The 15,932-nt window shown below is 70.9% G+C and carries 18 protein-coding genes; 8 read left to right on the forward strand and 10 right to left on the reverse strand.

The features are described 5' to 3' along the window. Positions 1–38: 38 nt before the first annotated feature. From IEY99_RS28225 to IEY99_RS28235, 3 genes are all read right to left on the reverse strand, one after another. On the reverse strand, positions 39–1,655 hold the full coding sequence (locus tag IEY99_RS28225) for a HAMP domain-containing methyl-accepting chemotaxis protein (protein WP_189207119.1): 1,617 nt from the start codon (positions 1,653–1,655) through the stop codon (positions 39–41). A 70-nt stretch (positions 1,656–1,725) separates the two neighbouring features. Continuing rightward, on the reverse strand, positions 1,726–2,535 hold the full coding sequence (locus tag IEY99_RS28230; protein ID WP_189207120.1) for a TrmH family RNA methyltransferase: 810 nt from the start codon (positions 2,533–2,535) through the stop codon (positions 1,726–1,728). An 11-nt stretch (positions 2,536–2,546) separates the two neighbouring features. Continuing rightward, positions 2,547–3,134, reverse strand: coding sequence for a flavoprotein (locus IEY99_RS28235; RefSeq protein ID WP_229799324.1), 588 nt, complete (start codon positions 3,132–3,134; stop codon positions 2,547–2,549). Positions 3,135–3,168: 34 nt separating this feature from the next. Here IEY99_RS28235 and IEY99_RS28240 point away from each other — a divergent pair, with 34 nt between their 5' ends. Then, complete coding sequence (locus tag IEY99_RS28240) at positions 3,169–3,390, forward strand: hypothetical protein (protein ID WP_189207121.1); 222 nt, start codon at positions 3,169–3,171, stop codon at positions 3,388–3,390. On the opposite strand, the gene IEY99_RS28245 is transcribed toward IEY99_RS28240, so the two are convergent. The 4 genes from IEY99_RS28245 to IEY99_RS28260 all read right to left on the reverse strand — a co-directional run bounded on the left by IEY99_RS28245 (position 3,361) and on the right by IEY99_RS28260 (position 6,689). Then, on the reverse strand, positions 3,361–3,750 hold the full coding sequence (locus IEY99_RS28245) for an HPF/RaiA family ribosome-associated protein (RefSeq protein WP_189207122.1): 390 nt from the start codon (positions 3,748–3,750) through the stop codon (positions 3,361–3,363). The two genes, IEY99_RS28240 and IEY99_RS28245, sit on opposite strands and share 30 nt — an antisense overlap. Positions 3,751–3,832: 82 nt before the next feature. Beyond that, positions 3,833–4,909 (reverse strand): type VII secretion-associated serine protease mycosin, encoded by a 1,077-nt coding sequence (mycP, locus tag IEY99_RS28250; protein ID WP_189207123.1) that lies wholly within the window; start codon positions 4,907–4,909, stop codon positions 3,833–3,835. 35 nt (positions 4,910–4,944) lie between these two features. Beyond that, positions 4,945–6,309 (reverse strand): hypothetical protein, encoded by a 1,365-nt coding sequence (locus IEY99_RS28255; RefSeq protein ID WP_189207124.1) that lies wholly within the window; start codon positions 6,307–6,309, stop codon positions 4,945–4,947. After that, on the reverse strand, positions 6,306–6,689 hold the full coding sequence (locus IEY99_RS28260; protein ID WP_189207125.1) for a hypothetical protein: 384 nt from the start codon (positions 6,687–6,689) through the stop codon (positions 6,306–6,308). The genes IEY99_RS28255 and IEY99_RS28260 overlap by 4 nt, the downstream gene beginning before the upstream one ends. A 292-nt stretch (positions 6,690–6,981) precedes the next feature. On the opposite strand from IEY99_RS28260, the gene IEY99_RS28265 reads away from it, so the two are divergent. Next, positions 6,982–8,055, forward strand: coding sequence for an FG-GAP repeat domain-containing protein (locus IEY99_RS28265; RefSeq protein ID WP_189207126.1), 1,074 nt, complete (start codon positions 6,982–6,984; stop codon positions 8,053–8,055). A 410-nt stretch (positions 8,056–8,465) separates the two neighbouring features. Here the strand turns inward: IEY99_RS28265 and IEY99_RS28270 are convergent, their stop codons facing one another. Further along, complete coding sequence (locus tag IEY99_RS28270; RefSeq protein ID WP_189207127.1) at positions 8,466–8,888, reverse strand: helix-turn-helix domain-containing protein; 423 nt, start codon at positions 8,886–8,888, stop codon at positions 8,466–8,468. A gap of 323 nt (positions 8,889–9,211) precedes the next feature. Here IEY99_RS28270 and IEY99_RS28275 point away from each other — a divergent pair, with 323 nt between their 5' ends. From IEY99_RS28275 to IEY99_RS28295, 5 genes are all read left to right on the forward strand, one after another. Further along, positions 9,212–9,769 carry a toxin gene (locus IEY99_RS28275; protein WP_189207128.1) on the forward strand — a complete coding sequence of 186 codons (558 nt, stop codon included), beginning with the start codon at positions 9,212–9,214 and terminating at the stop codon, positions 9,767–9,769. Then, positions 9,762–10,871 (forward strand): MAB_1171c family putative transporter, encoded by a 1,110-nt coding sequence (locus IEY99_RS28280; protein WP_189207129.1) that lies wholly within the window; start codon positions 9,762–9,764, stop codon positions 10,869–10,871. Before IEY99_RS28275 ends, IEY99_RS28280 begins: the two co-directional genes overlap by 8 nt. After that, on the forward strand, positions 10,864–11,298 hold the full coding sequence (locus IEY99_RS28285) for an NUDIX domain-containing protein (RefSeq protein WP_189207130.1): 435 nt from the start codon (positions 10,864–10,866) through the stop codon (positions 11,296–11,298). The genes IEY99_RS28280 and IEY99_RS28285 overlap by 8 nt, the downstream gene beginning before the upstream one ends. A gap of 249 nt (positions 11,299–11,547) precedes the next feature. Beyond that, positions 11,548–12,693, forward strand: a complete 1,146-nt coding sequence (locus tag IEY99_RS28290; RefSeq protein ID WP_189207131.1) for a PLL family lectin — start codon at positions 11,548–11,550, stop codon at positions 12,691–12,693. Positions 12,694–13,076: 383 nt separating this feature from the next. Then, positions 13,077–13,748, forward strand: coding sequence for a slipin family protein (locus IEY99_RS28295; protein ID WP_229799325.1), 672 nt, complete (start codon positions 13,077–13,079; stop codon positions 13,746–13,748). A 44-nt stretch (positions 13,749–13,792) separates the two neighbouring features. On the opposite strand, the gene IEY99_RS28300 is transcribed toward IEY99_RS28295, so the two are convergent. Both IEY99_RS28300 and IEY99_RS28305 read right to left on the reverse strand, forming a co-directional pair. Continuing rightward, positions 13,793–14,371: a nitroreductase family protein gene (locus IEY99_RS28300; RefSeq protein ID WP_189207132.1), complete on the reverse strand. Its 579-nt coding sequence runs from the start codon at positions 14,369–14,371 to the stop codon at positions 13,793–13,795. A 35-nt stretch (positions 14,372–14,406) separates the two neighbouring features. Beyond that, entirely contained in the window at positions 14,407–15,168 is a 762-nt protein-coding gene (locus IEY99_RS28305; RefSeq protein WP_189207133.1) for a pirin family protein, read from the reverse strand. A 106-nt stretch (positions 15,169–15,274) separates the two neighbouring features. On the opposite strand from IEY99_RS28305, the gene IEY99_RS28310 reads away from it, so the two are divergent. Further along, entirely contained in the window at positions 15,275–15,781 is a 507-nt protein-coding gene (locus IEY99_RS28310) for a MarR family winged helix-turn-helix transcriptional regulator (protein WP_189207134.1), read from the forward strand. The last annotated feature ends 151 nt before the right edge of the window (positions 15,782–15,932 follow it).

Raw genomic sequence — 15,932 nt, forward strand, 5'->3', positions numbered from 1 at the left:
CTGCGCGCCATCCGAGCAGATGGCGCACGTACGCGGCGTCAGACGGTGAAGCGGGCGACGAGTTGCTCGAGCTCGCTGCTGGTGCGGGCCAGTTCCTCGGCCGAGGCCTGCGCCTGCCGCACCACGGTCGTGGTCTCCCCGACCGCGGCCGACACCCCGTTGATGTTCTGCGCGATGTCCCGGCTGCTCTGCGCCGCCTCGGCGACGTTGCGGCCCATCTCGCCGGTGGTCGCGGTCTGCTCCTCGACCGCCGCGGCGATGAGCGTCTGGAAGTCGCTGATCCGGCTCACCACGTTGCCGATCTCGGCGATCGCGCCGACCGCGTCGCCGGTGTCGGACTGGATCGTCTGCACCAGGCGGGAGATCTCCTCGGTGGCCTTCGCGGTCTCCTGGGCCAGGTCCTTGACCTCACCGGCCACCACGGCGAAGCCCTTGCCCATCTCGCCGGCCCGGGCGGCCTCGATGGTGGCGTTGAGCGCGAGCAGGTTGGTCTGCTCGGCGATCGACGTGATCATCCGCACCACGGCGCTGATCTCGGCGGAGGACTCACCCAGCTTGCCGACGCTGACGTTGGTCCGCTCGACGACGGTGACGGCCTCGGCGGCGACCCGCGCCGCCTCGCCGGCGTTGCGGCTGATCTCGTCGATGGCGGAGCCCATCTCGCGGCTGCCCGCCTCGAGCGTACGGACGTTTCCGGAGACGTCACCGGCCAGCTGGGCGACCGCGGCCGCCTGCGTGTCGACGTGGCTGTTGGACTCGCTGACCCGGCCGGAGATCGTGGACATCTCGTCGGAGGCGGCGGCGATGGTCCCGGCGTGCCCGGCGATGGCGGCGATCGTGTCCCGCAGGGACTCGGCGGTCTTGTTCAGCGCCTCGCCGAGCCGGCCCAGCTCGTCACGGCGCTTCAGGTCGGTCCGGGCGGTGAGGTCCCGCCCGGCCAGCCGGCCGAGCGCGGCCACCACCACGTTCAGCGGGCGTACCACCGAGCGGGTCGCCCAGAACGCCAGCACGACCGCCAGCAACAGGGCGAGCACCAGCGTGCCGCCGAGGACCTTCTGGCTCATGTCGCGGATGTCCGCCATCCTCGCGGCCTCCGCCTCGGCCCGCGTCCGCACCGACTTGTAGAGCTCGGCGGTGGTGTCCAGCAGGACGGCCCACGAGTCCGACGCCGGGCCGTCGTTGATGTTGTCCATCACCTTGGCCAGGGTGGCCTTGCTGTCGTCCGCCTCGAGCCACTTCAGCATCTTGTCGTCCCAGGCGAAGAAGTCGTCCCAGGCGGGCTTGAGCTTGGCGAACGCGGCCTTCTCGGCGTCGGTGAGATCGTTGGTGTCGACGTCCGCGACGATCTTGTACACGGCGTCCTTGGAGTCCAGCAGGCCCTGGCGGTTGAACTCCTCCTCGCTGCTGAGGTATTCGAACCCGTACGCGGCGACATCGTTGATCCACAGCGACTGCCACCCGGAGATGTCGGCGGCGTAGTACTCGATGTCCTGGAAGACGTCCCGGAGCCGTTCCAGCTTCGTCACCCGGGTCTGGGAGTCGCTCTGCTGGCGCATACCCCACCAGCCGGCCCCCGCGGCCACCACGATGAGGCTGGCGAGCACGAGGAAGGACGCGCCGAGCCGCTTGCCGACGCTGACATTTGAGATACGCACGGGTTGCTCTCCGGTGGAATTCGGGTCCTACCCGCCTCTTCGACCGTTGCAGCCCGGTGCTGAGAAAGTGTCATTTCCGTCGCTGCCGGGCCGCCTCGTAGAGCGCGACGGTCCCGGCGGAGGCCGCGTTCAGGGAACTCGCCGCCCCCACCATGGGAATCCGGACAATCTGGTCACAAGCGTCGCGCCACGCGGCGCTCAGGCCGTGCGTCTCGTTGCCGACGACCAGCACGGTCGGCCCGGTCAGGTCGTGGCCGGCGAGGTCGACCGGCCCACCCTCGTCGGTCCCGACGACCTGCACGGGTACGCCGAGCGCCCGAACCCAGTCGAGCACCTCCCGGTGGCTCGGTACCCGGACGACGGGCAGGGCGAACAGGGAGCCGGTGGAGGCACGCACCGCCCGCGGATCGTACGGGTCGGCGGCGTGCCCCGTGACCATCACGCCGTGCGCCCCGAACGCGTCGGCCGAGCGCACCAGCGTGCCGATGTTGCCCGGGGTCGTGGGCCGGTCGAAGACCACGACCAGCAGGTCCGGCCCCGCCGGGATCCGGGCCGGGTCGTCGGCGGGCAGGCCCACGGCGGCCAGCAGCTCGGGCGTCTCCTCGTCCTTGCCGCCCAGCTCGCGCATGAGCTCGGCGGAGAGCACCGCCCGCGGGGCGCGCGCGGTCTCGATCACCTCCCGCGCCCACCGGGACAGGCCGGCACCCTCGGCGCTGAGCAGCGCCCGGATCTGGTGGCCGTGCTGCACGGCCAGCGAGATCGGGCGTACCCCCTGCACGAGGAACTCCCCGGCCCGCTGCCGCTTGGCCCGGTTGGTCAGCAGGGCCTGCCACTGCTGGAAGGTGGCGTTGCGGGTGGTGATCCTCAAGGTCCTCGGCACGCCGTCCGAGGTTACGGCGTCGGCGGGAAGCCGGTGTCGCCGACCGCCGGGTTCCGCTGCGGTGTTCCGGCTCTCCGGCTCCCCGCGCTCTTCGGCCGCCGTACGCTCTCCAGCAGATCCAGCCCCTCGAAGCCGTCCGCGGCGAACCGCACGCCCTCCGCCCGCAGCGAGCGCACGGCCCGCCGGTACGGCGCCCGCGAGGCGAGCGCCGAGTTGACGGCGGGCACCACCACGGTCGGCACGCCGCGCCCGATGACCTCGGCCACCGAGCTCAGCGGGTACGTGTCGGCGATGCCGAGCGCCAGCTTGTTGATGGTGTTGAAGGTGGCCGGCACCACGAGCAGGGCGTCCGCCACCGGCGACACCCGGGTGCCGTCGGGCGCGTACCCGTAGGTGGTGCGCACCGGACGGCCGCTGATCCGCGCGAGCGCCGCCACGTCGGCGATGTCCAGCGCGCTGGCCGTCGCCGTGACGTCGACCGTCCACCCCCGCGCGACCGCCTCCTCGGCGACCTCGCCCACCTCGACCGCGATCCCCGCCCCACAGACGAGCATGCGCAGGTCACTACCGCTTCCGACCTTGCTTCCGGCACTGCTCACGGCGAAAGGGTACGCACGTGCCGGGAGGGGACCCATGGCGAAGCTGCTCTATTCGGCCACCATGTCCCTAGCCGAGGTGGGCGGACCCTCGCCGGCAACCGCACGTTCCGCGGCGACAACCCGCATCGCGCCGGTCCTGCTCGGCGCGGGCACCCGCCTGCACGAGCAGGAGGACGGCACCCCCGTGAAGCTGGAACGCAGCCGCTCCGCGGAGATGCCGCACCCGTCAGACCTCTGGTTCCGCGTCCTGCGGTAGGTCGGTGAGGCCGGTCCGCAGATGACGGTTGTGCCGCGGCTCCTGCTTGGTCTTGGAGTCGTCGAGCCGCCGCCGCAGATCGTCGCGTACGTCGTGGAGGGCGGCGTGCAGATCCTCCTCGCCCGACGTCGTCACGATCTTCTGACGACCGGCGATCCAGCACTCCAGAGTGACCTTCTGCCCGCGAGACTCCCGATCCTTGACGGAGACCTCCAGCTCGGTCGTCTCCGCCGGAAAGGCCGCCAACCGCGAGTCCAGCGTCGCAAACTGCTCGGCGATCCAATTGCGATCACCCTGCGAGAAGCCGGCCCCGGCGCGCAGGCACTGCCCCACGGTCGCCGGCTCTGCCGCGACACTCATGCGCGTCTCCCTTCGGTGCGAACTAGGTGATCGACTCCGTACCCGCTCACACCGAAAATCCACCTACCGTCCCCCGCAGGCCCTACCGCCGCTGCCGCCGGACCATCAACGCCACCACGAGGCCGCCCAGCACGAGCACGACGACGGCAAGCCCCCCGGTGAGCAGAATCGGACTGACCCGCTTCGACCCCTCCGAAGCCGAAGGCACCACCACCGGCCCCGGCCCCACCGAAGCGCTGGGCGCGGCGGTAGGCGGAGCCGCCGCAACGTCGGCGGTCAACGCCTTCACCAGATCAAGCCGGCCGTACCCGTAGACGTCGTCCCGACCCGGTTCACCGGCATCCACCGCCGTCGCGGTCAGCCGCTGCACCACGTCGGCGGCACTGAGCTCGGGATATCTCGCCCGGATGAGCGCCGCCGCCCCACTGACGATCGCGGTCGCGTGGCTGGTCCCATAGCTCACGCTGTAGCCGCTCTCCCCGATGTCGGTGCTGGCGATGTCGACACCCGGAGCGACGAGATCGACCTGGGGACCCGTGATCGAGAACTTGGCGATCTTGCCGGCGCGGTCGACCGCGCCAACGGCGAGCACTTCGGGATACTTCGCGGGATAGTCCCCTTTGATCTCACCGCGGTTACCGCTGGATGCCACCAGGACGATATCAGCGGCCTGGGCGGCCCGGATCGCGTCGTGGATCAGCGCCTCGTCGTTGCCGCCGAGGGACATGTTGATGACACGGGCACCGTGCCCGGCGGCGTAGGTAATGGCATCGGCCAGCACCTTGCCACTGCTGGGCATGTTCAGAGGCACGCGGACCGGCAGCATCTTCACCGCAGGCGCGATGCCGAGAATTCCCTGCTCTCGACCGTGCCCTCTGCCCGCGAGGATCCCGGCCATCGCCGTACCGTGCCCGTCGATGTCGGTGCGGCCATCGCCGCGGGGATCGAAGAAATCCTTGCCGGGGAGCACCGCACCGGCCAGATCCTGATGTTTCGCCTGGATTCCGCTGTCGATCACCGCGACGGTGACACCTGCACCCCGCGTGACCTCGTGAGCTTCACCGACCTTCAGCGCGGCCAGGTGCCATTGCCGGTCCCGGACCGGTTGGGCGGCGGCCGGAGCCGCCGTCCCACCCACCAGGGCCAGCGAAGCGATCACCGCGGCGAAAGCGCGCCCTCGGTGGATCGACCGCCTCACTGATAGGAACCGATCACGCCTGGGCCGGGATCGTGACGGACAGTACGCGTGTCAGGCTCGATGACCGGTGCGACGCCACGGCGGACGTCCCACGTCTGATCCGCGGTTCCCTCGATCGACGAGCCGTCGGTCCCGTTCTGGTGGCCACGGCCGGCCTGGCCCACCTGGACGACCGGCTGCCGACCGCTCGCCGGGCGACCCGCCGCGCCGGTCTTCGCGCCGGCGCTACCGCCGACCTTCGCCCCGGCGTTCAGTCCGGCGCCGTTCGCCCCGATGATCCCGCCGACTTTTGCTCCGGGCCTCGCGCCGGCGCCGTTCGCCCCAGCGATTCCACCGGTCCTCACTCCGGGCCGCGCTCCGGCGCCGTTCGCGCCGATGATCGTGCCGGACGGCAACGCACTGCGCACCGGCACCGCCTGGCGGCCCGCCGACGCACCGCGCCCTCCGACGGGCCTCGACACTCCGCCGATCACTCCAGGTCCGCCACCGGGCACAAGGCCGACGGGACCGCCTCCTCCGATCACCGGACCGGGCAAGCCGCCGCCTCCTCCGGCTGCGGGTGGCGGAACGGCACCGACAGGAAGCTCTCCCGCCGGCAGCGGAGGAGCGAGGGGAAGAACGCCCGCAAGCCCGGGTCCGCTGCCGGGCAGCGACGAGCCGGTTCCTGCTCCGACGCCTCCCACTACCCCATCCGGACCGAAGACCGGCGGGGGCGGGTTGTGGGGCACGGGCACGGGCAGCGGTGCAGCACTCAGACCCGCCGAGGCGGATGAACCGAGGCCACCGACGCCTGCCGCCCCCGCGCCGGAGCCGGATGTGCCTGGCTCGTCGTCGACGGGGGTCGGGCCCACGCGGCGACCGGACGTCGGATCGAAAAGCGCGGGCGGTTGGATCTGGGTGCTGTGGTCGGCGATGGCGGCCTCGGCCTTGCGCATGGCTTGGCGGGCCTTCTCGTCGTATTCGTCCTCGGCGCCGTCCGCCCAGCGCGGGATGAGGTCCGTGCTGACCACGTTGCGTTCCTCGGCCCAGGTGCTGACCGCCGCGCGGGCCTCGGACAGCGCCTCCAGGACGCCACGGAGACCGGCGCGGGTGTCTTCGGCGCGGGTGAGGGTCTCCTGCATCGAATCCGCGAGGGAGCCCATCAGACCCAGGAACCTCTGCGCGGACGCGTTCTTGTCCGGGGACCACACCGCCGCGAGGGCTTCCTTGGCCTCCTCCAGGCGACGGTGCTGGGTGCGCACGTCGTGCGCCAGGCCCTCCCAGTTCATGACCCGGTCGGCGCCGGTGCAGGCGTTCTCCTTCTCGAGCATCCCCCAGATCGAGGGCAGGTTGTACGCCTCCCAGTTCGCTCCCGCCATCACGCCAGCCCTTCGTCGTCCATGACCTGGTTCGCCTGTGCGATCGCGCCGTCGACCAAGGCGTCGATGCGGCGTTGGGCGGCTGCCGAGGACATGTCGACGTTGGCGAAGTCGCGGGCGATGCTTTCCGCCACCTGCGCGAAGATGATCGCCATCTGGTGGTAGGCGCGCAGGTTCGCCTCGGTGTTCTCCAGGGCCTGCGCGTAGCGCTGCTTGGCCGCGAACACCGTGTCGCCGGGAATGTTGGCGCCGAAGACCACGCCGTGGCCGTGCAGGAGCGCACCCCTGTCGGCCGCGGATGCGTAACCACTGTCCGCATCCGCGCGCATGCCCTTGGCGAACTCGCCCACCTGCTCGGTGTCTATCTGAATACCGTCCGGCATTCTGCCTCCCCGTCGCCGCGACACCACAGCATATCTATCGAAAGCTACGCATGCGTGCCCCATACCGGTCGCCGTGATCTTCACACGTACGGAGGCGGCCGATGGTTCAGCCGCGAGGAGGGCAGAACAGCGTACGCCTGGTTCGCCGGCGATGTGGCCTTGATGGGGTCTAGACAGCTACCGGACTGAAATGCCCTATTAGCCCAGTTCAGCGCTAGTTTTTCCTCGACAACCGCGCGGACGTCATCAGGCTCGATTCCTCAGACCACAGCTCGGCAGAACGGGGAGAACCATGTTTTCGGCCACGCGTCTCGTGATCCTTCCGGCGGTCGCCGCCGCCACGCTGATCGTCCAGCTGCCCGCCACGTCCGCCTCGGCGGCGCCGCCCGCCGGAGGCGGCTTCAGCGGTGTCGCCGGTGACTTCAACGGCGACGGGCGGGACGACATCGTCACCTTCACCCGCGGCACCGCCGCCGACGTCTACGTCGCGCTCTCGAACGGTGCGTCGTTCCAGGGCACCGGATGGAAATGGCACGACTACTTCGCCGTCGGCACCGAGACGCCCCTGGTGGGCGATTTCAACGGCGACGGGCGCGACGACATCGCCACCTTCACCAAGGGCGCCGCCGCGGATGTCTACGTCGCCCTGTCCAACGGATCGTCGTTCCAGGGCACCGGATGGAAGTGGCACAACTACTTCGCCGCCGGCACGGAGACACCCGCGGTGGGCGACTTCAACGGCGACGGCCGCGACGACATCGCCACCTTCACCCGCGGCACCGCAGCCGACGTCTACGTCGCCCTGTCCAACGGATCGTCGTTCCAGGGCACCGGATGGAAATGGCACAACTACTTCGCCGTGGGCAGCGAGATCCCGGCGGTCGGCGACTTCAACGGCGACGGCCGCGACGACATCGCCACCTTCACCCGCGGCACCGCCGCCGACGTCTACGTCGCCACCTCGAACGGATCGTCGTTCCAGGGCACCGGCTGGAAATGGCACAACTACTTCGCCGTCGGCACCGAACTTCCCTCGGTCGGCGACTTCAACAATGACGGCCGCGACGACATCGTGACGTTCACCCGCGGCAGCGCCGCCGACGTGTACGTCGCCACCTCGAACGGGTCGTCGTTCCAGGGCACCGGCTGGAAGTGGCACAACTACTTCGCCGTCGGCACGGAGATCCCGGGTACGGGCGACTTCACCGGCGACGGCCGCACCGACATCGCGACGTTCACCCGCGGATCCGCCGCCGACGTCTACATCGCACGGTCGACCGGCAGCACGTTCCTCGGCACCGGATGGAAGTGGCACAACTTCTTCGCCGTCGGCGCCGAGATTCCGCAGCCCGGAATTCTCTGGTGACCTGACGGCTCTGGAACCGGGCCGGAATGCGGATGTGCCGCTCCGCATTCCGGCCCGGGGTCGCGGGCGTGCCGATCGAGGAACCACTCGCTCGGACCGTCCGGTCGATCCGGCCGCCCGCCCACGCCGGGGCCACCGGACCTTCCGCCGCCTGGAAACGCCACGGCCGGCGGCAAGCCATGTTCTCTCGCCATTTCCACGTCCCTGGGCCGGAGGCGACACCGATGTCGCGTCGGAGGGGCATTCATTCGAGGAGACAGCCGTGGAAGATCAGACCTGTGGAAGGTCGGGTGGCGGCGTACCGTCAGTATGCCGAGCCACGCAAGAGCGAAGAAAGGGCACGGCGCAGATTCATCGTGAACTCTTTCTTGCGATGATGACGCCGGCCGATCGCCGTTCCCCGCATGCCGTCAGCCTTCGCCATCTGTCGTCCCGCGCTGCATCGCGCTGATCTCGTTGACGATCCGGGCCAGGGAACGGCGCGTCGCATCGTCCATGCACAACGCCCGCAATGCGATGTCCCGGACCGCCGAGTCCCGCAGCGCGGCCGCGAGCGCGAGTTGCGAGTTGACGTCGTCGACCACCTGGTCGTCGAAGAAGTAGGACACCGGCACGCCGAAGAACGCGGCCAGGGCTTCGAGGTGGCGCTTGGTGGGGTTGTCCCGTTGGCCGGTGCGCAGCTGCCAGACGTACGTCTTGGAGAACGTGCCGACGGTCAGCGCCTCACAGCCGCGGGCGACCTCCTCGTAGCTGTATTCACGGCCTTTCGGCTGCACCGCCTTGAACAAGTGGTCGATGCGCCGCGCCAGAGATCCGTCCTTCGGCTCGGTCACGGCAGTCGCCGGCGTTCGCTGTTGTGGACGGATGCCATGCTCGTCACCGTACCATCACATTGACAGACATCAGTCACCCACTATCGTGGAGACTGCCCGTCAACTGAGATGAACGGCGAGCCGGCCGGTATCGGCAGCACGGGGGTGCCCGATGCCGGCCGGACGACCGGCTCTGGCCTTCCCGTCCCCCACGTCGTATAGTTCCATCTCGATGTAGCCGACTCCTTCCCCCGTGGGAGCCGGCTACATCACCACAATGGCGGCAACGCCATTCACCCAGTGCCACCATCGACGCGCGAGACCCCGGGAAGAGGCTCGGTCGGATGGTCCTCCCGTCTCGGCGCCTGAAGGCCTTCTGGCAGTTCCGGACGCTCCGGCGCCGGTGCCGGCGCCGGCTGACCGCCCTCGACCTCCCGGCCACGCCGAGCATGGCGGCACTCTGCGAGCAGCTTGCCCGGCGACGCCGGCGGCCCATCCATCTGCTGGCGATGCCCGCGCAGGACGCGCAGCCGTGCGGCGTCTGGCTGTCGCTCTCCGACGCCGACGTGATCGCGTACGAGGCCGGCACGAACTCCCGGCACCAGGACCACATCATCGCGCACGAGCTGGCGCACCTGATCTGCGGGCACTCCATGATGGACGGCTCCGGTCCGCTCGACACACGGCGGCTGTTCCCCGATCTGGACCCGGCTATGGTCCGCGCCCTGTTGCAGCGCGGGCACTACTCCGACGAGCAGGAACAGGAGGCGGAGGTCATGGCCTCGCTGCTGCTGAGCCGGGCCCGCCGGACCGCGGTCGCGCCGGGCGGCACCGAGCTCACCACCCGATTGGCGCAGGCACTCCTGCCGCCGCAGAGACGAGGACACCGCACCGATGCATGACCTGATCTACGGGATCGGCGCACTGGCCGGATGGATCGCGTTCGCGTACAAGCTGAATCACCTGCGGCAGGACTGGCACAATCCCGGATTGCGTACGATCACCGCGGCGTTCGGATTCTCCGCGCTGGCCTTCACCCTCACGGTCGGCATCGTCTACCAGCCGATCGACGCCGCCCTGGGCGTACCCAATCTGACGAAGTTGTTCATCCACTCCAGCATGGTGCTGTTCAGCATGCTGATCCTGCAGATGCTCGGCTACTGGCGTCATCCGGTACGGCGGGCCCGGCGGCGCGCCCGCGTCTATCTGGTGCTCGGCCTGGTGGTCGTCGGTGCGATGTCGGCGCTCATTCTCGTCGCGCCCATCCACGACCGGTACACCATCCACTTCTGGAAGAGCCACGCGGGCCAGACGTCGATGCTCTGGTATCTGACGATCTTCCTGACCGCGCTGAGCGTGGCGCTGGTCGCGATCGCGTACCGTGCCTGGCGTTTCGCGGCCGTGACCCGGCAGCTGCCGTGGCTGCGCCGCGGGTTGCTGACCACGGCGCTCGGCGCGGTGCTGAGCTTCGGCTACTGCGCCTGCCGCGGCGGCTTCCTGCTGCTGCTCGCCGCCGGCGTCCGGGTCGATCCGCTGGTGGACATCGCGATGCCGTTCGCCACCGCCGGGCAGATCGTCTTCTTCACCGGGCTGACCATGCCGAGCTGGGGCCCGCGTACGGGACTCGACCAGCTCGCCGCCTACCGGGCGCTGGAACCGCTGTGGTCGGCGCTGCACCGGGCGTTCCCGCAGATCGCGCTGCACTCGTCCGCCGACGGCGAGTCCACCGTGGGCGGCGTCGACTACCGCCTCTACCGGCGTATGGTCGAGATCTGGGACGGGCAGCTGGCCTTGCGGCCGTACCGCGCCGGCACACCGTCGTCCGCGCGGGAGGAGGCCGAGGCGATCCGCGACGCGTTGCACCGGCGGCGGGAGGGCCGCCCGGCAGCGGTCTCGGCCGGCGTGCACCGGCCGGCGCCGCGCGAGGACGAGCTCGAATGGCTGGTGGACGTCAGCCGGTCGTTCGCCGCCCTGACCCCGGCCCGGGAACTGGACCGTGCCTGAGACCGCGCCCGCGCGCCCACGCGTCTCCTCGGGCGCGGTCTTCTTCGACGACGACGGCCGGGTCCTGCTCGTGGACCCGACGTACAAGGATTTCTGGAACCTGCCGGGCGGCGCGGTCGACGCCGGCGAGAGCCCGCGCGAGGCCTGCATCCGGGAGGTCCGTGAGGAGCTGGGCTTGAGCGTGCCGATCGGTGCGCTGCTCGTTGCCGCGTGGACGCCCGGGAAGCTCTACTTCGTCTTCGACGGCGGCACGCTCACGCCCGCGCAGCGCGCGGCGATCGTGCTGAGCCCCGGCGAGCTCGCCGCCCATGAGTTCGTCGGCGAGCAACGGGCCAAGCTTCTGCTCGCGCCCGCACTGTGGCCGCTGATGGGCGAGATCCTCCGGGCCCGCGCGGACGGTACGACCCGCTACGTCGAGATCTCCTGACCGCTCCCCCACCGAACGGCAGTTCATACCTGCCGTTATGGTCAATTGTCATCGTCCGAAAGGCCCGTTAGCGGAGCGAGCTTCCCATTCGCCGAACCGCCGCGGGCAACCGGCCTACGCTCCGTGGTAGCCCGCTGCCCTCTCCTTCCGAGACGCCGGCGCGCTCTGGTCAGCGACCGATTCAGCACACCCGTGCCGCCGACGCGGCATCCGCGACCATGCCCGGAAAACACCACGTGGAGGACCATCATGACCAAAGTACGTACGTCCCTGTGCCGCAGGATCCTCATCGCGGCCGCCGCGGCGACGATCAGCTTCCCGCTGCTGCTCGCGCCGGCCCACGCCGCACCGGCACCGCAGGGGCAGGCCGCGCTCGCCCCCACGGGCGCCGCGGCGATCTCCGTGGCACGCAACAGCAACGGACGTCTGGAAGCCTTCGTCCGCGGCACCGACCAGGGACTCTGGCGACAACGTCAGACCGGCGCGGGCAGCGCCACCTGGACCGGCTGGACGAGCCTCGGCGGCGGCCTCGCCGGCGCACCTCGCGCGGCCGCCAACGCCGGCGGCCGGCTCCAGGTCTTCGCCCGCGGCACCGACAACGCCCTGTGGTACCGGCGCCAGGTGGTGGCCGGCAGTGCCGCGTACACCGGCTGGACCAGCCTGGGCGGCGGACTGACCAGCGACCCGACGGTCGTCCGTGACGCCCTCGGCCGCCTGGTGGTCTTCGTCGAGGGCACCGACCAAGCCCTGTGGATGCGCCGGCAGGTGGTCGCGGGCAGCGGCGCGTTCACCGCATGGAGCAGCCTCGGCGGCACCCTGAACGGGGAGACGAGCGCCGCGCTGGACCGGTTCGGCCGCCTGCACGTCTTCGTCCGCGGCACCGACAACGCCCTCTGGACCCGCCGGCAGAACTTCGCGGGCAGCAACGCCTGGATGTCCTGGACCAGCCTCGGCGGCGGCCTCACCAGTGACACGGCGGTCTCCCTCGACGCCGCCAACCGCCTGCACGTCTTCACCCGTGGCACCGACAACGCCCTCTGGACGCGCCGGCAGATGTTCGCCGGCAGCGGCGCCTGGACCGGCTGGACCAGCCTCGGCGGCGGCCTGTCCAGCAACCCCGCCGTCTGGCGCAACACCAACGGCCGCCTGCAGGTGTTCGTCCGTGGCACGGACAACGCGCTGTGGTACCGCTACCAGACCGGAGGCGGCGGCTGGAACGCCTGGACCAGCCTCGGCGGCGGACTGACCAACGAGCTGGCCGGCGCCCTCAACAGCAACGGCCGCCTGCAGGTCTTCGTCCGCGGCACCGACAACGCCCTCTGGACCCGCCGGCAGAACTTCGCGGGCAGCAACACCTGGACGGGCTGGGCCAGCCTCGGAGGCATCCTGACCTGAACCGGCTCTCCGCAGTGACGCGCACCCCGGCCGCCCGGCCGGGGTGCGCTGCGGTGTCCCGGCGACAGCCGGCACGGACGGGAAAACCACTGGTCGCGGCCGCCCACCGTGGCCTAGCGTGCTTCTCGCGGAGGCACCGAGCGGCGCCCCGGCATCGCCGGACCGCGTTCCGCGCGTGCGGTTCCTCCGACTTCCTGGCTGGCCTGAAGAGCCGAGGTTCGACTCCTCCACGGGCTGCCCCCACGACCGGTCCCCCGGGAACCGGCGGCACGGCTCTGCGGGCTTGCGACTCCGTCGCAGACGCCCCCGCCGGGCCGGCGGCGGTCGTGGGGGCCGCTCCCGGCCCGCTCTCCCCGTACCCGCGAAACCCCGAGGTGGACGACATGGCGACGATCACGGTGATGGAGTGGCAGCGCACGCTGCTCTTCACGGACGGCCGGTTCACCCGCGTGCTCGGCCCGGGCCGGCACCGCTACCGGCGCCGGCGCGTCACTCTGCACACGGTGGACGTACGGCCACGTGCCACGGCCGTGCAGGGTCAGGACGTGCTCACCGCGGACGGCGTCACGCTGAAGCTGTCGGCGCTCGCGCACTGGCGGATCGCCGACCCGCACGCGTACCTGACCGGTGCCGCCGCGGCGGATCTGCGGCTGTACTCGGCGGTCCAGCTGGCCGTCCGGGACGCCGTGGCCGCCGTGACCTTCGACGAGGTGCTGGCCGACCGGTCCCGGCTGTCGGCCGGCCTGGTGGAGGCCGCGAGCCCGGCGCTCGACGGGCTCGGCATCGAGCTGACCTCCGCCGTGGTCAAGGACCTGATGCTTCCGGGGGAGCTGCGCCGGGCCGCCACCGAGACGCTGCTCGCCCGGGAGAACGGCCGCGCCGAGCTGGAGCGGGCCCGGGCCGAGGCGGCCGCGCTGCGCACCCTGGCGAACGCGGCGCGGCTGCTGGAGCAGCATCCCGCGCTGCTGCGGCTGCGGACGATCCAGGCCGCCGCGGCGCCGGGCGCCACGGTGGTGCTCAACCCGGACCCGCACTCCGCGGTGCCGCACGGCTGAGCGCCGGGTGGGGCTCCACGATGGACCTGCCGCGGTGGATCGGGTCAGGCCGCCGCGGCCGGCGGCGCCTGCCAGGGGCCGGGCAGGAGCAGGGCGTCGAGCGGCAGGCGGGTGCGGGGTGCGCGCTCCCGGGCGGCCAGGTCGTCCGGCAGCGGTGCGGCCGGGTCGTGGCGGCCGATCGCGAGCACCGTCACCGGTCGCACCGTCGGCGGCAGCGCCAGGGCGGTGCTGACGGCGGCGGTGTCGAAGCCGCCCATCTGGTGCACGGCCAGGCCGAGGTGCTCCGCCTGCAGGACGAGCGTGGCGGCGGCCTGACCGGTGTCGTACAGCGCCCACGGCCTGGTGCGGCCGGTCTCGTCCTCGGTCTGCGCCGCGACCAGCAGCAGCATGCCGGCCGACGGCGCCCAGACGCGGTTGCCGTCGGCCAGTGCCGCGGCCAGCAGGTCGAACGTGTGCTCGCCGCGGCGGGCGGGCAGGAACCGCCAGGGCTGGCTGTTGTTGGCCGACGGCGCCCAGCGGGCGGCCTCCAGCAGCGCCGCGAGCGTGGCGTCGTCGAGGCGGTGACCGGCGTCGAAGCCGCGGGGACTCCAGCGGCGGGCGACCAGCGGGTGCAGCGGGCTCATGGCAGAACTCCTTGTCGCGTACGAGGAAGGCCGGGTCAGCCGAGGTCGGCGTGCATCTCCCAGACGAGGATCTCGGCGGGTTCGGTGGCGGTGATCCGCTGGCCCCCGGTGGCGGTGAACCGGACGGCGTCGCCGGCGCCCAGCACCCCGGTGCCTTCCAGGGTCACGGCGCCGCGCGGCACGAACAGGTGCAGGAACGGCGCGTCGGGCAGCCGTACGCTGCGGCCCGGTTGCAGGCGGGCGGCGTGGAGCGCGGCGTACTTGTTCCTGATGCGGATGGCGGCGTCGTTGCGATGCTTGTCCATGCCGGAGGCGACGGTCACCAGACCGCCGGCCAGCAGTTCGCCGTCGATCTCCAGCTGCTCGTAGCCGGGCGTGATGCCGGGCTCGTCGGGCACGACCCACATCTGCACGAAGTGCACCGGGTCGCTGTGCTGCTCGCCGGAGAGCCGCCAGGAGTCGTTCTTCTCCGAGTGCAGGATGCCGGTGCCCGCACTCATCCGCTGGGCCAGGCCGGGATAGATGACCCCGGAGTGGCCGGTCGAGTCCTGGTGCACCAGGGAGCCCTGCAGCACCCAGGTGACGATCTCCATGTCGCGGTGCGGATGGGTGTCGAAACCGGCGCCGGGGCGCACGACGTCGTCGTTGTTGACGAGCAGCAGGCCGTGGTGGGTGTTGCTGCGGTACCGGTGCTGGCCGAACGAGAACGAGTGCTTGGAGTCCAGCCAGTCGATCTTGGTCGCGTAGCGCTTCCCGGCCGGGCGGACATCGACCTTCGGCGTGAGCAGAGCGTTCATCGTGGTGCCTCCTCATGAACATGACGTGTCATGCAGTAACCAAGGTACATGACATGTCATCAGCTGGCTAGATGATGCGTCATGCAAATTGGGTATCATGGGCGTCATGGGCACCGTCTGGCTCACCGACGAACAGCAGCGCGCCTGGCGCGCCTACCTGCGCATGCAGGCCCGGCTGACCGCCGAACTCAACCGGCAGCTCCAGGCCGAGTCCGGCCTGTCGCTGCCCGACTACGAGGTGCTGGTGCAGCTCACCGACGCGCCGGCCGGCCGGCTGCGCCCGTACGAGCTGCAGAAGCTGCTGGAATGGGAGCAGAGCCGGCTGTCGCACCACCTGGCCCGCATGCAACGGCGAGACCTCATCGCCCGGCAGGAGTGCCACGACGACGCCCGCGGCGCCTACATCGCCATCACCGGCACCGGCCGCGAGGCCATCACGGCCGCCGCACCCGGGCACGTCGACACCGTCCGGCGGCTGTTCTTCGACCACCTCGACGGCGACCAGGTCCGCCTGGTCGAACAACTGAGCGGCGGCGTGCTCGCCGCCCTCGACCAGCCACCCAGCAGAAAAGGAACTCGCCGCGCTCGCAGGCCCGGTCCGCAAGGACGGTGAAGCCGGCACCACCTCAGGCAGAGACTCCGGATCGGCACACCGACCGACGGACCCTCGTGCGCCGTGTCCTGCGTCCGACTGATCACCGGCGCTGGTCGCGGTTGGCGATTCCCGACGAGGTGATCTAGCTTTTCAGTCCTTCACGGGAGGG

The organism is Couchioplanes azureus (genome assembly GCF_014648355.1).
Taxonomy (GTDB): Bacteria; Actinomycetota; Actinomycetes; order Mycobacteriales; family Micromonosporaceae; genus Actinoplanes; species Actinoplanes azureus.

What these genes read in the sequence shown, in the direction of transcription:
- IEY99_RS28260 (WP_189207125.1), bottom strand. Translation starts at nt 6,689, where the DNA reads ATGCCGGACGGTATTCAGATAGACACCGAGCAGGTGGGCGAGTTCGCC.
- IEY99_RS28290 (WP_189207131.1), top strand. Translation starts at nt 11,548, where the DNA reads ATGACCAAAGTACGTACGTCCCTGTGCCGCAGGATCCTCATCGCGGCC.
- IEY99_RS28310 (WP_189207134.1), top strand. Translation starts at nt 15,275, where the DNA reads ATGGGCACCGTCTGGCTCACCGACGAACAGCAGCGCGCCTGGCGCGCC.
- IEY99_RS28295 (WP_229799325.1), top strand. Translation starts at nt 13,077, where the DNA reads ATGGCGACGATCACGGTGATGGAGTGGCAGCGCACGCTGCTCTTCACG.
- IEY99_RS28275 (WP_189207128.1), top strand. Translation starts at nt 9,212, where the DNA reads ATGGTCCTCCCGTCTCGGCGCCTGAAGGCCTTCTGGCAGTTCCGGACG.
- IEY99_RS28245 (WP_189207122.1), bottom strand. Translation starts at nt 3,750, where the DNA reads ATGAGTGTCGCGGCAGAGCCGGCGACCGTGGGGCAGTGCCTGCGCGCC.
- IEY99_RS28280 (WP_189207129.1), top strand. Translation starts at nt 9,762, where the DNA reads ATGCATGACCTGATCTACGGGATCGGCGCACTGGCCGGATGGATCGCG.
- IEY99_RS28265 (WP_189207126.1), top strand. Translation starts at nt 6,982, where the DNA reads ATGTTTTCGGCCACGCGTCTCGTGATCCTTCCGGCGGTCGCCGCCGCC.
- IEY99_RS28240 (WP_189207121.1), top strand. Translation starts at nt 3,169, where the DNA reads ATGGCGAAGCTGCTCTATTCGGCCACCATGTCCCTAGCCGAGGTGGGC.
- IEY99_RS28305 (WP_189207133.1), bottom strand. Translation starts at nt 15,168, where the DNA reads ATGAACGCTCTGCTCACGCCGAAGGTCGATGTCCGCCCGGCCGGGAAG.
- IEY99_RS28300 (WP_189207132.1), bottom strand. Translation starts at nt 14,371, where the DNA reads ATGAGCCCGCTGCACCCGCTGGTCGCCCGCCGCTGGAGTCCCCGCGGC.